The sequence below is a fragment of the Agrococcus jejuensis genome, assembly GCF_007679035.1.
Taxonomy (GTDB): Bacteria; Actinomycetota; Actinomycetes; order Actinomycetales; family Microbacteriaceae; genus Agrococcus; species Agrococcus jejuensis_A.
Window position 1 is genome coordinate 399,808 of record NZ_VEFR01000001.1, and the last position, 12,765, is coordinate 412,572.

11 protein-coding genes are annotated in these 12,765 nt (G+C 71.1%); 9 read left to right on the forward strand and 2 right to left on the reverse strand.

The features are described 5' to 3' along the window. The first annotated feature begins 15 nt into the window (after positions 1-15). The 6 genes from FS793_RS01830 to rpsA all read left to right on the forward strand — a co-directional run bounded on the left by FS793_RS01830 (position 16) and on the right by rpsA (position 7,139). The gene (locus FS793_RS01830; RefSeq protein ID WP_144717958.1) at positions 16-1,698 is read left to right on the forward strand and encodes a DUF885 domain-containing protein; all 1,683 of its coding nucleotides are present in this window, start codon (positions 16-18) and stop codon (positions 1,696-1,698) included. Between the two features lie 337 nt (positions 1,699-2,035). Beyond that, positions 2,036-2,530 (forward strand): hypothetical protein, encoded by a 495-nt coding sequence (locus FS793_RS01835; protein ID WP_144717960.1) that lies wholly within the window; start codon positions 2,036-2,038, stop codon positions 2,528-2,530. Between the two features lie 72 nt (positions 2,531-2,602). Next, a complete protein-coding gene (locus FS793_RS01840; protein ID WP_144717962.1) occupies positions 2,603-3,136 on the forward strand; it encodes a hypothetical protein in 534 nt (177 codons plus the stop codon). Next, positions 3,133-3,699: a hypothetical protein gene (locus tag FS793_RS16060; RefSeq protein ID WP_186329275.1), complete on the forward strand. Its 567-nt coding sequence runs from the start codon at positions 3,133-3,135 to the stop codon at positions 3,697-3,699. Before FS793_RS01840 ends, FS793_RS16060 begins: the two co-directional genes overlap by 4 nt. Continuing rightward, complete coding sequence (locus tag FS793_RS01845) at positions 3,699-5,525, forward strand: LamG domain-containing protein (RefSeq protein ID WP_186329276.1); 1,827 nt, start codon at positions 3,699-3,701, stop codon at positions 5,523-5,525. The genes FS793_RS16060 and FS793_RS01845 overlap by 1 nt, the downstream gene beginning before the upstream one ends. Before the next feature lie 156 nt (positions 5,526-5,681). Continuing rightward, positions 5,682-7,139, forward strand: coding sequence for a 30S ribosomal protein S1 (gene rpsA, locus FS793_RS01850; protein WP_144717966.1), 1,458 nt, complete (start codon positions 5,682-5,684; stop codon positions 7,137-7,139). A 73-nt stretch (positions 7,140-7,212) separates the two neighbouring features. On the opposite strand, the gene FS793_RS01855 is transcribed toward rpsA, so the two are convergent. After that, entirely contained in the window at positions 7,213-7,833 is a 621-nt protein-coding gene (locus tag FS793_RS01855; RefSeq protein WP_144717968.1) for a DUF4126 domain-containing protein, read from the reverse strand. An 82-nt stretch (positions 7,834-7,915) separates the two neighbouring features. Here FS793_RS01855 and coaE point away from each other — a divergent pair, with 82 nt between their 5' ends. From coaE to uvrB, 3 genes are read left to right on the forward strand one after another with little or no spacing between them, the layout of a single operon-like run. Next, positions 7,916-8,518 carry a dephospho-CoA kinase gene (gene coaE, locus FS793_RS01860; protein WP_144717970.1) on the forward strand — a complete coding sequence of 201 codons (603 nt, stop codon included), beginning with the start codon at positions 7,916-7,918 and terminating at the stop codon, positions 8,516-8,518. After that, positions 8,512-9,984, forward strand: a complete 1,473-nt coding sequence (locus tag FS793_RS01865; protein WP_144717972.1) for a serine hydrolase domain-containing protein — start codon at positions 8,512-8,514, stop codon at positions 9,982-9,984. Before coaE ends, FS793_RS01865 begins: the two co-directional genes overlap by 7 nt. A gap of 10 nt (positions 9,985-9,994) precedes the next feature. Continuing rightward, positions 9,995-12,046, forward strand: coding sequence for an excinuclease ABC subunit UvrB (gene uvrB / locus FS793_RS01870; protein ID WP_144717974.1), 2,052 nt, complete (start codon positions 9,995-9,997; stop codon positions 12,044-12,046). A gap of 19 nt (positions 12,047-12,065) precedes the next feature. On the opposite strand, the gene FS793_RS01875 is transcribed toward uvrB, so the two are convergent. Continuing rightward, complete coding sequence (locus tag FS793_RS01875) at positions 12,066-12,701, reverse strand: GntR family transcriptional regulator (RefSeq protein WP_144717976.1); 636 nt, start codon at positions 12,699-12,701, stop codon at positions 12,066-12,068. Between the last annotated feature and the right edge of the window lie 64 nt (positions 12,702-12,765).

Genomic DNA, 12,765 nt, shown 5'->3' on the forward strand with positions numbered 1-12,765 from the left:
GAGTAGGGTCGGAGCATGACGGAGACCCCGCAGGAACGCACCCCCACGCCCATCGATGCGATCGCCGAGGCGGTCGTGCAGAAGGAGATCGAGCTCGAGCCGCGCACGCGCGTCTGGCTCGGCGCCGAGGGCGACAAGACCCAGTACGGCGACCTCTCGCGCGAGGGCATCGAGCCCCGTCTCGAGGCCGCTCGCGGCACGCTCGCGGCGCTCGCCGCAGAGGAGCCGGTCGACGACGTCGACTGGGTCACGAAGACCGACCTCACCCGTGAGCTCGAGCTCGAGGTCGAGACGATCGAGTCGGGCTGGTGGCAGCGCGACCTCAACAACCTCGCCTCCGAGGCGCAGGGCATCCGCGACATCTTCGACATGATGCCGACGGCGACCGAGGAGCACTGGAGCGACATCTCCGGTCGCATGCGCACGGTGCGCGGCGCGATCGAGGGCTACGTCGACTCGCTCCGCGCCGGCATCGAGGCCGGCAACACGCCCGCGCGCCGCCAGGTCGAGCAGGTGCTCGACCAGCTCGAGGACTTCGGCGACGGCGCCGGCTTCTTCCACGAGCTCGCGAACGACGCGAAGGCCGACGACCAGGACCTCAGCCAGGGCCTGCGCAGCGACCTGCAGGGCGGCGCGCAGTCGGCGACGCTCGCGTACGGCGTGCTGCGCGACTTCCTGCGCGACGAGCTGCTGCCCGCCGCGCGCGAGGAGGACGCGGTGGGCCGGGAGTTCTACTCGCTCATGTCGCGCCGCTTCCTGGGCGCGACGGTCGACCTCGACGAGACGTACGAGTGGGGCATCGAGGAGCTCGCCCGCATGCGCGAAGAGCAGGAGCGCATCGCGAACGAGATCCTGCCCGGTGCGTCCGTCGCGGAGGCGATCGCGCATCTCGACGGCGACGCGTCGCGCAAGCTGCACGGCACGGATGCGCTCAAGGCGTGGATGCAGGCGACGAGCGACGCGGCGATCGCCGAGCTCGGCAAGACGCACTTCGACATCGCGGAGCCGATCGAGGCCCTCGAGTGCATGATCGCGCCGACGCAGACGGGCGGCATCTACTACACGGGTCCCGCCGACGACTTCTCGCGTCCCGGCCGCATGTGGTGGTCGGTGCCGAAGGGCGTCACGGAGTTCGACACGTGGCGCGAGCTCACGACGGTCTACCACGAGGGCGTGCCCGGCCATCACCTGCAGATCGCGCAGGCGACGTACAACCGCGCGCAGCTCAACACGTGGCGCCGCCTCGCGGGCACGTCGGGCCACGCCGAGGGCTGGGCGCTCTACGCGGAGCGCCTCATGGAGTCGCTCGGCTACCTCGACGACCCGGCCGACCGTCTGGGCATGCTCGACGGGCAACGGATGCGCGCGGCGCGCGTCGTGCTCGACATCGGCGTGCACCTGGGCAAGCCGCGCCTCGACGGCACCGGCTCGTGGGACTTCGACTACGCGTTCGACTTCCTGCGTCAGAACGTCAACATGAACGAGCCGTTCGTGCGCTTCGAGGTCAACCGCTACTTCGGCTGGCCGGGCCAGGCGCCGTCGTACAAGATCGGCCAGCGCATCTTCGAGCAGATCCGCGACGAGGCGAAGGCGGCGGAGGGCGACGCGTTCGACCTCAAGGACTTCCACATGCGCGTGCTGAACATCGGTGGCGTCGGTCTCGACACGCTGAAGGGCGCCGTGCTGCGCGGCCGCTGAGCGCGTCCGGGCGGCGACGCGCAGCACACGGACGCGTCGAGCGCTCCGCGACGATCGAGGCCGCGGCGACGGGGGATCCCATCGCCGCGGCCTTCGCGGTCTCACGTCGGCCGGTGCGCTCGACTGCGCTGCCGAGCCACGACACGCGCGTCGTGTGAGACTTCCTCACGCCAGACACGAGTTGCGCGTCGCGCATTTGTACCCCATCTGCACATCTTCTTGATGAAGATTGCTCGGATCTGTATGGTCGGGCCTCGGGATCACGCACGCGACGAGCAGCTCGATGCGCCGCGCGGGCCGGACCCCGACCCCACCTCTCAGAGCTCGGAGCCTCGCCATGTCCTCGACCGCGCCCACCCGCCGCACGCACCGCACGAAGCTGATCGCGATCGTCACGGCCGCATTCGTCCTCGCAGGCGGCGGCGCCGCCTTCGCCTACTGGACCACGATGGGCACCGGCTCGGGCTCGGCGACGACCGGCACGTCGGGCACCGTCACGGTCGTGCAGACCTCGACCGTGTCGAACCTGCGTCCGGGCGCCGCGGCGCAGCCGCTGTCCGGCACCTTCACGAACAACAGCGGCGGCTCGCAGTACGTGCGCACCGTGACCGCCTCGATCGGCTCGGTCACCGTCGCCCAGGGCGTGACCGGCTCGTGCACCGCAGCGGACTACACGATCGCGAACGCGACGATGACGGTCAACCAGAACGTCGCCGCCGGCAGCTCCCAGGGCTCGTGGTCGGGCGCGACGATCGCGTTCGCGAACGACAACGCACGCAACCAGGACGCGTGCCAGGGCGCGACGGTCAGCATCAGCTACACGTCGAACTGACTCGGCTGGGCGGCTCCCTCGCGGAGCCGCCCGCACCTGACGACCCTTCGATCGAGAGCCGGAGCCACGAGCATGACGAGCGAGCGCACCCGACGTCGCCGCGCCTTCCTCCTGGGAGCCGCCGCGATGCTCGTGCTGTGGTCGGGCACGCTCGTGGCGTGGGCGGTCGTCGGTCCGGAGCGCACCGACGTCATCGTCGTGGGCGGCGGCACGGAGCAGGAGGCGCTGCACGCCCCCTCGGGCGCGCTGTCGATCTCGGGCTCGCTGACGGTGCCGCTCCGTCCAGGAGCGGGCGAGCGCCTCGACCTCGTCATCCGCAACGAGACCGACGTCGCACTCGCCGTGAGCGGTCTCACGGTCCGCATCGCCGAGGTCGACGCACCCAATGCGACGTCGGCGCTCGGCTGCTCCGTCGACGACTTCGCCGTCGAGCAGACGACGTTCGGATTCGAGGTCGCCGGCACGGCGTCGACCTCGCTCACGGGGGCAGGGGCCGGCGACGACGAGCTGCCGCTGCTGTCGATGCGCGACACCGACGTCGACCAGGCCGGATGCCTCGGAGCGACGCTCGCGCTCGAGTACGCAGCCGTCGGCACGCCCGCATGAGCGTGCGGACGGGCGCGCGCGCCGCATCCGACGCCGGGCGCCACGGCGCCGGAGTCGGACGGCATCGTCGCGTCGCTGGGAGCGTCGGCATCGGGGCTCGCACGAGGTCGTGGCTCGTCGCCGCGGTCGCCGTGGCGGCGATCGTCGGCGTCGGCGGCACGGCGCACGCCGTCTGGAGCTCGCGAGGAGCGGGCTCCGGCACCTCGTCCACGGGCTCAGCGACCGCGTCCGTGACGCTCTCGGCGGGCACGGCGACGGGCGCGCTGCGACCCGGCAGCGCGGTGACGCTCTCGACGACCGCGACGAACCCGAACGCCGCACCACTGCGCATCACGTCGCTCGTGCTCGACACGACGCGCGGCACGAACGGCGTCGCGGTCAGCGGTGCCACGGGCACGTGCGCAGCGTCGTGGTTCACGTACACGGCGAGCACCACGGGATGGACCGTGCCCGCGAACGGGTCGACGAGCATCAGCCTCCCCGGAGCGCTCGCCATGGCGACCGCAGCGCCGACGGGGTGCCAGGGCGCGACCGTCACCGTCTACCTGCAGGCAGGCGCGTGATGCGCCGCCTCGCTGCTGCGCCGCTCGTCGTGGGCGCGCTCGTCGCAGCCCTCGTGGGGACGCTCGTCATGCCGAGCCCGAGCAGCGAGGCGTTCTGGAGCGCGCGCACCACGGGCGGCTCGAGCGCGGCGCAGGCGACGACGGTGCAGCGGGTCGGCACTCCCACGGCCACGGTCGCGACGCAGAACGACGTCACGGTCTCGTGGTCCGCGACGACCCTCTCCGACGGCACCGCCGTGAGCGGCTACACGGTCGCGCGTACCGACGGGAGCGGCACGACGGTGGCCGCGACCGGGAGCTGCGGCGGCACCGTGGTCGCGACCTCGTGCACCGAGGCCGACGTGCCGGACGGTCGATGGACCTACACGGTGGTCGCGCGCTTCGCCGCGAGCTGGGTCGGGCCAGCGAGCGCAGCGAGTGCGACCGTCGTCGCCGACACCGTCGCTCCGACGAACGCGTTCACCGTCTCGGTGACGACGGGACGCGCCTCGCTGCAGGGCACCACCCTCTGGTATCGGGGAGCCGGCAACGGCGAGCTGCGCATCGTCAACGCGGTGTCGGACGCGCTGTCGGGACCGGGGAGCAGCTCGACGGGCGCCCTCGCCGGCACGGCGACCGGCTGGTCGCACATCCCGACGAACGTCTCGGCGCCCGCCGGCGGCCCCTTCGCGTCGGCGCCGTTCACCTGGGAGCCGGGCACCTCGACGGCACCGACGACCGACATCGTCGGCTTCGACGTCGCAGGCAACCAGGTCGCCACCAGGATCCAGCTGCGCGACGACAGCACGCCCCCGAGCGGTGGCGCCATCGGATATCCGGCCGGCACGGTGCGACCGTCCTCGCCCGGATCGTCCGCATCGGTGCCGGTGAACGCCGCGAGCGTCGCAGACGCCGGAGGCTCCGGCGTCGTCGACCGCGTGTTCCAGCGTCGCACGGCGACGCTCACGGGCGACACGTGCGGCGCCTTCGGCGGGTGGTCCCAGATCGCGTCCACCGCCGTCACCTTCGACGTCGCGTTCAACGACACGGTCGGCACGGGCACGTGCGTGCAGTACCGACACCTGGTCGAGGACGCCGTCGGCAACGTGCGCGAGGCCGCGAGCAGCAACGTGGTGAAGGTCAAGCCCACGTCGCAGAGCGTCGTGGCGGGCACCGCGAACCTCGTCGACTCGTTCCGCTTCGACTCGTCGAACCTGCTCGCGAACTCCGCGAGCGGCGCGAGCGGCCGCCCGGGCACGACGACGTCGTCGTCCACGCGTCCCAGCGCGAGCAGCGACGTGCCGTTCGTCGCCGAGCCCGGCACCTCCGCCTTCTTCGACGGCACCGATGACTTCGTCCGCACCCAGCGCACCATCCAGGACTCGTTCACGATCGAGCTCTGGTTCCGCTCCGACAACGGCGGCAAGGGAATCGGGTCGCAGTGGTACAACGGGGCCGGCCTCGTCGATGCCGAGGTGGGCGGCGTCGCCAACGACTTCGGCATCGCGCTCATGGCGGACGGCCGCGTGCTGGCGGGGGTGGGCAACCACAACGGCACCGACCGCACCATCGCCTCGCAGGCGGGGCTGGCGAACAACGTCTGGCACCACGTCGTGATGACCCGCAACCAGACGAACGGGGTGGTCGAGCTCTGGATCGACGGGGTCTCGGTCGGAACGGTCACCGCGGGCACGCAGTCGCTGACCGCGTCGGCGAGCATCGACCTCGGTCGTCTGCAGACGAACGTGGCGGGGCAGTACTACCGCGGGAACCTCGACGAGGTCGCGATGTACAGCCGCGTGCTCTCCGCCTCCGAGATCCAGACGCACTTCGCCAACGCGCGCTAGGCGGGCCGCTGGCACGCGGCTGCACGATCCGGTGGGGATGCGGTAGCCTGGACCGTCGCCATTGGCGGCACTCTCTTCCGCATGCTCGCGGAGCGATCCATCCAGGAACGACTTCACGGGCCCGACTCTGTCCGAACCGAAGGCAACCAACACCACATGACCACTGCAACGACCAAGGCCCCGAAGCAGGTCGCCGTGAACGACATCGGCAGCGCCGACGACTTCATGGCCGCCGTCGAGAAGACCCTGAAGTTCTTCAACGATGGCGACCTGATCGAGGGCACCGTCGTCAAGATCGACCGCGATGAGGTCCTTCTCGACGTGGGCTACAAGACCGAGGGCGTCATCCCCTCGCGCGAGCTCTCCATCAAGCACGACGTCGACCCCACCGAGGTCGTCGAGGTCGGCGACGCCGTCGAGGCGCTCGTCCTCCAGAAGGAGGACAAGGAGGGTCGTCTGATCCTCTCCAAGAAGCGTGCCCAGTACGAGCGTGCATGGGGCGACGTCGAGAAGATCAAGGAGACCGACGGCGTCGTGACCGGCTCGGTCATCGAGGTCGTCAAGGGCGGCCTCATCGTCGACATCGGCCTCCGCGGCTTCCTCCCGGCATCGCTCATCGAGCTGCGCCGCGTCCGCGACCTCACGCCGTACCTCGGCCAGGAGATCGAGGCGAAGATCCTCGAGCTCGACAAGAACCGCAACAACGTGGTGCTCTCGCGCCGTGCGCTGCTCGAGCAGACGCAGTCGGAGTCGCGCAGCCAGTTCCTCGACGGGCTCCAGAAGGGCCAGATCCGCAAGGGCGTCGTCTCGTCGATCGTCAACTTCGGCGCATTCGTCGACCTCGGCGGCGTCGACGGCCTCGTGCACGTCTCGGAGCTCTCGTGGAAGCACATCGAGCACGCCTCCGAGGTCGTCGAGGTCGGCCAGGAGGTCACGGTCGAGGTCCTCACCGTCGAGCGCGACCGCGAGCGCGTCTCGCTGTCGCTCAAGGCGACGCAGGAGGACCCGTGGCAGGTCTTCGCCCGCACCCACGCGATCGGTCAGCTCGCACCGGGCAAGGTCACGAAGCTCGTCACGTTCGGTGCGTTCGTGCGCGTCGCAGACGGCATCGAGGGTCTCGTGCACATCTCGGAGCTCTCCGAGAAGCACGTCGAGACCGCCGACCAGGTCGTGTCGGTCAACGACGAGGTCTTCGTCAAGATCATCGACATCGACCTCGAGCGTCGTCGCATCTCGCTGTCGCTCAAGCAGGCGAACTTCGACGTCGACCCCGAGGCCACGGAGTTCGACCCCGCGCTCTACGGCATGCTCGCCGAGTACGACGAGCAGGGCAACTACAAGTTCCCCGAGGGCTTCGACGCCGAGACCAACGAGTGGCGCGAGGGCTTCGACGCCCAGCGCGAGGCATGGGAGGCCGAGTACGCGGCTGCCCAGGCTCGCTGGGAGTCGCACAAGGAGCAGGTCAAGAACGCTCGCGAGGTCGAGGCCGCAGACGTCGCCGCTGGCGCGTCGACGGGCTCGAGCTACTCGTCCGAGTCGAACGGCGGCGGCACGCTGGCCGACGACGAGGCGCTCGCAGCGCTCCGCGAGAAGCTCACGGGTCGCACCGACTGACGCTTCTCCGCCCAACGTTCGAGGGCCGCATCCCCACGGGGATGCGGCCCTCGTCGCATGCGCGGACGGCGCGCTAGGCGGTCGACGGAGCCGGTGGCTCCTGCAGCGGCACGCCGGAGCCGCGCCGGCCTCGGCGCACGATCGCGATCGCGATCGCGACGAGCACGACGATGCCGACGACGACGAGCACGGGCATCACGATCGCCAGCACGGTCATGCCCACGGCGCCGACGTCCTCGAACGTGGAGATGACGGGTGCGGCGGTGCCGCCGGTCGCGACGTTCGCGATCGGACGCACGGCCATCTTCGTGCCGTGGACCGCGAGCGCGATGACGGCGCCGACCACGATCGGCACCCACTGGTTCGAGGCGAAGAACTCGGCGGGGTCGGTGACGGCGAGGGTCGATGCGGTCGACGACGAGCCGAACACGAGGCCGCCGGCCGTGGGTCGCACGATCGTCTGCAGCACGTCGTTGACGGTGTCGACGGCGGGGATCTTGTCTGCGACGATCTCGACGACGAGCAGCACGGCGACGATGCCGAGCACCCACTCGTTCGACAGCCACTGCCATCCGGCGGGCAGCTGCATGAGGCCGGGCAGGAATCGATTCGCCACGCCGATCGCCAGCAGCGGGATGTAGGCGTTCATGCCGGCTGCCGCGGCCAGTCCGGAGCCGGTGAGGAGCTCGAGCATGGCAGGCCTCCCATCGGGGGTGCGTCCCCCTCGATCGCGATGCTAGCCCCGCGTCGTCCTCGAGACCTGGGATGATGGGTCGATGCGACTCATCGGCCTCACCGGCGGCATCGCCGCGGGCAAGTCCACCGTCGCCGCTCGGCTGGCCGAGCACGGCGCCATCGTCATCGACGCGGATCGCGTGGCACGCGAGGTCGTCGAGCCGGGGGAGCCGGCGCTCGCGAGCATCGCGTCGCGATTCGGCGACCACGTCGTCGTCGACGGAGCGCTCGACCGGCCGGCGCTCGGCGCCATCGTCTTCGCGGATCCCGAGGCGCGCCGCGACCTCGAGCGCATCACGCATCCGGCGATCCAGGCGCGCGTCGCCGAGCGCATCGCCGCGCACGCCGACGATCCGGGCGCCGTCGTGGTCTACGACGTGCCGCTGCTCGTCGAGGCGCGCGTGCCGCACGCGTTCGACGCGATCGTCGTCGCGCACGCACCCGCCGAGCAGCGCATCGCGCGCCTCGTCGAGCTGCGCGGCATCGCGCAGGAGGAGGCCGAGCGACGCGTGCGCTCGCAGGCGACCGACGACGAGCGGCTCGCGGTCGCCGACGTCGTCGTCGACACGTCGGGCACGATGGACGAGACGGTCGCGCAGGTCGACGCGCTGTGGCGGGCGATCGAGGAGGGGACGGCATGGTGAAGGAGTCCGACGCGTCGATCGCTGCGAGGGCGGCGCTCGACTACCTCGTGAGCTGGATCGAGTACCGCGTCTGGCGCACGCGCGTGCCCGGTGCGCAGGTCGCGATCTGGTTCGGCGGCGGGCTGCGGATGTCGAAGGCGTTCGGCGTCGCCGACGTCACGACGGGGGAGCGCCTCACGGCGACCCACCAGTTCCGCGTCGCGAGCCACTCCAAGATGCTCGCGGCGACGGTCGTGCTGCAGCTCGTCGAGCAGGGTCGCCTGCGCCTCGACGACCTCGCGAGCGCGCACGTGCCCCAGCTGCTCGGCACGGGCGCCGAGCACGTCACGATCCGCGAGCTGCTGAGCCACGGCTCCGGCATCACGCGCGACTCGGCCGACACGACGTTCTGGTCGCTGCAGAAGCCGTTCCCCGACGCGCTCGAGCTCGACGCGATCCTCGCCGAGCCGCTCGACGTCCTGCCGTCGGCGACCAGCTTCAAGTACTCGAACGTCGGCTTCGGCATCCTCGGGCTCGTCGTCGAGGCCGTCACGGGCGGCCGGTACGAGGATGCGGTGCGCGAGGGCGTCGTGAAGCCGCTGGGCCTCACCCGCACGGTGCCCGACGTCGACGTGCGCAAGAGCGCGAAGCACGTGTCGTCGCACTCGGGCCTCCACACGAGCATGACGCGAGCGGTGCTCGAGAGCCCCTCCTCGGGCTCGCTCGCGGCGGCGACGGGCGTGACGTCGACCGCCGCGGAGCTCGTGCGGTTCGCCGCCGCGCACTTCCTCGGGTCGGGCGAGCTGCTCGACGACCGCTCGAAGCGATGGATGGGCCAGCAGCAGTGGTCCACGGTCGATCGCGACGGCGTGCCCGCCGGCTACGGCCTCGGCATGCAGCTGCGCCAGGTCGCCGGCCGCACGTGGCTCGGCCACGGTGGCGGCTGGCCGGGCCAGATCACGCGCACGCTCTTCGAGCCGCGGCTCGGCATCGCCGTGAGCGTGCTGACGAACGCGATCGACGGCCCTGCCGCCGAGCTCGCGGAGGGCATCGTCGAGATCCTCATGGCGACGCAGCGGCGCGAGGCCGACGACCTGGCGATGCCGTCCGGCCACGACGTGCCCGAGCACGGCTCGGCGTCCATGGAGCCCGTGCGCGGCGCGCGCCGCGTCGACCTCATGCGCTTCACGGGACGCTTCCAGAGCCCGTGGCAGCTCGTCGACGTCGTGCGGCTCGGCGACGCGCTCTACGCGATCCCGCCGGGTGCCGCGCGTCCGATGGCGGAGGCGCAGCGCCTCACGGTGCTCGACGAGTCGACGCTGCGCGCGGACGACGCCGGCGGCTACGGCACGGTGGGCGAGCCCATCCGCTACGAGTTCGGCCCGCGCGGCTCGGTGCAGCGCATCACGGGCGGCTGGCGGCTCGAGCCCGCCCGATCGCTGGAGGCGTACCGCCAGGATGCAGGCTCTGTCGGAGGTCGCTCCTAGGCTCGAGAGCATGGAACCGACGCGCGCCGTGCGGCCCTTCAAGGTCGAGTCCGAGTACCAGCCCTCCGGCGACCAGCCGAAGGCGATCGCCGAGCTCGCGGCTGCCGTGAACCGTGGCGAGACCGACATCGTGCTGCTCGGCGCGACCGGCACGGGCAAGTCGGCGACGACCGCGTGGCTCGTCGAGGAGGTGCAGCGGCCGACGCTCGTGCTCGCGCACAACAAGACGCTCGCCGCGCAGCTCGCGAACGAGTTCCGCGAGCTGCTGCCGAACAACGCCGTCGAGTACTTCGTCTCGTACTACGACTACTACCAGCCCGAGGCGTACGTGCCGCAGACGGACACCTTCATCGAGAAGGACTCGTCGCTGAACGCCGAGGTCGAGCGCCTGCGCCACTCGGCCACGAACGCGCTGCTGTCGCGCCGCGACGTCATCGTCGTCTCGACCGTGTCGTGCATCTACGGCCTCGGCTCGCCCGCCGAGTACCTCGAGGCCATGATCGCGCTGCAGGTCGGCATGCGCATCGACCGGCAGGAGCTGCTGCGCCGCTTCGTGAGCATGCAGTACCAGCGCAACGACGTGGCCTTCCAGCGCGGCACCTTCCGCGTGCGCGGCGACACCATCGAGATCATCCCCATGTACGAGGAGCATGCGATCCGCATCGAGCTCTTCGGCGACGAGATCGAGTCGATCTCGACCCTGCACCCGCTCACGGGCGAGGTCATCCAGCGGCTCGACGCCGTGTCGGTCTTCCCCGGCAGCCACTACGTGTCGGGCACCGACCGCATGCACCGCGCGATGGAGCGCATCCGCCTCGAGCTCGACGAGCGCCTCGCCGACCTCGAGCGCCAGGGCAGGCTGCTCGAGGCGCAGCGCCTGCGCATGCGCACGACGTTCGACCTCGAGATGATGGAGCAGATCGGATTCTGCTCGGGCATCGAGAACTACTCGCGCCACATCGACGGCCGCGAGCCAGGCGAGGCGCCCGACTGCCTGCTCGACTACTTCCCCGACGACTTCCTCGTCGTCATCGACGAGAGCCACGTGACCGTGCCGCAGATCGGCGCGATGTACGAGGGCGACGCGAGCCGCAAGCGCACGCTCGTCGAGCACGGCTTCCGCCTGCCGTCCGCGCTCGACAACCGGCCGCTGAAGTTCGACGAGTTCCTCGACCGCGTCGGCCAGACCGTGTACCTGTCCGCGACGCCCGCCCGCTACGAGCGCGAGCGCGCCGACACGATCGTCGAGCAGATCATCCGCCCCACGGGCCTCGTCGACCCCAAGCTGGTCGTCAAGCCCGTCGAGGGGCAGATCGACGACCTGCTCGAGGAGATCCGCGTGCGTGCCGAGCGCGACGAGCGCGTGCTCGTCACGACGCTCACGAAGCGCATGGCCGAGGAGCTCACCGAGTACCTCACCGACGCGGGCGTGCGGGTGCGCTACCTGCACTCCGACGTCGACACGCTTCGCCGCGTCGAGCTGCTCACGCAGCTGCGCGCCGGCGTCTTCGACGTGCTCGTCGGCATCAACCTGCTGCGCGAGGGCCTCGACCTGCCCGAGGTGTCGCTCGTCGCGATCCTCGACGCCGACAAGGAGGGCTTCCTGCGCTCGTCGACGTCGCTCATCCAGACGATCGGTCGCGCCGCGCGCAACGTCTCGGGCGAGGTGCACATGTACGCCTCGAAGATCACCGACTCGATGGCGCTGGCGATGGAGGAGACGGAGCGCCGTCGCGAGATCCAGCAGGCGTACAACGTCGAGCACGGCATCGACCCGCAGCCGCTGCGCAAGAAGATCGGCGACATCACGGCCATGCTCGCGCGCGAGGAGGCCGACACCGCCGAGCTGCTCTCGGGCGCGAAGCGCGGTGCGCCGACGCCGCGGCTCGCGAACGACCGGTCCAGCCTCGACGGCCCGGCGCAGCTGGAGCAGATCATCGCCGACCTGTCGGCGCAGATGTCGGAGGCGGCGGGCGAGCTGAAGTTCGAGCTCGCCGCGCGCATCCGCGACGAGCTGCACGACCTGAAGCGCGACCTGCGGCAGCTGCGCGAGGCGGGCTGATCCGCGGCCGCTGCGCGGATCAGCCGCGACCGAGTCGCGCGTAGGCCCCGAGCACGCGGCGCTCGGACTCCGTCAGGTAGTCCTCGAGCTCGTCGGCGGCGGCCTGCGGGCCACGGTCGACGAGCGCGTCGAGCACGGCGCGATTGCGGGTCACGAACGGGCGATGCAGCGACTCGAAGTCGGCGATCGCGAGGAACGCGAGGCGCAGCTCGGCGAGCAGCTGCTCGTGCGTGCGCTCGAGCCGCGGGCTGTCGGACAGCGCGACGAGCGCGCGATGGAAGCCCATGTTCGCGGCGGCGACCACGGGCCAGTCGCCGGCCTCGACGCCGGCCTCGGCCCGCTCGAGCTCCTCGCGCATCACGGCGACGCTCGGGTGCAGGGCCGACGCGTCGCGCAGGATGCCGCACTCGATCTGCCTGCGTGCACGGTAGATGTCGACGACGTCGGCGGTCGTGGGGGAGGCGACCGAGACGCCGCGATTCGGCACGTGCTCGACGAGCCCGTGCTGCGCGAGCACCCGGAACGCCTCGCGCAGCGTGTTGCGCGAGACGTCGAGCCGAGCAGCGAGGCTCGTCTCCGAGAGCCGCTCGCCGGGCGCGAACTCGCCCGCGATGATGCGCGCGCGCAGGGCGTCGGCGAGGGTCGTGTCGCTCATGCCCCGATGCTACGCGCGGCTTCCTCGGATCGTCGGAGCATCTGCAACAGGATCGAAACATGAT

Coding starts and splice junctions, on each gene's coding strand:
- FS793_RS01830 (WP_144717958.1), top strand. CDS start 16: ATGACGGAGACCCCGCAGGAACGCACCCCCACGCCCATCGATGCGATC.
- FS793_RS01835 (WP_144717960.1), top strand. CDS start 2,036: ATGTCCTCGACCGCGCCCACCCGCCGCACGCACCGCACGAAGCTGATC.
- FS793_RS01840 (WP_144717962.1), top strand. CDS start 2,603: ATGACGAGCGAGCGCACCCGACGTCGCCGCGCCTTCCTCCTGGGAGCC.
- FS793_RS16060 (WP_186329275.1), top strand. CDS start 3,133: ATGAGCGTGCGGACGGGCGCGCGCGCCGCATCCGACGCCGGGCGCCAC.
- FS793_RS01845 (WP_186329276.1), top strand. CDS start 3,699: ATGCGCCGCCTCGCTGCTGCGCCGCTCGTCGTGGGCGCGCTCGTCGCA.
- rpsA (WP_144717966.1), top strand. CDS start 5,682: ATGACCACTGCAACGACCAAGGCCCCGAAGCAGGTCGCCGTGAACGAC.
- FS793_RS01855 (WP_144717968.1), bottom strand. CDS start 7,833: ATGCTCGAGCTCCTCACCGGCTCCGGACTGGCCGCGGCAGCCGGCATG.
- coaE (WP_144717970.1), top strand. CDS start 7,916: ATGCGACTCATCGGCCTCACCGGCGGCATCGCCGCGGGCAAGTCCACC.
- FS793_RS01865 (WP_144717972.1), top strand. CDS start 8,512: ATGGTGAAGGAGTCCGACGCGTCGATCGCTGCGAGGGCGGCGCTCGAC.
- uvrB (WP_144717974.1), top strand. CDS start 9,995: ATGGAACCGACGCGCGCCGTGCGGCCCTTCAAGGTCGAGTCCGAGTAC.
- FS793_RS01875 (WP_144717976.1), bottom strand. CDS start 12,701: ATGAGCGACACGACCCTCGCCGACGCCCTGCGCGCGCGCATCATCGCG.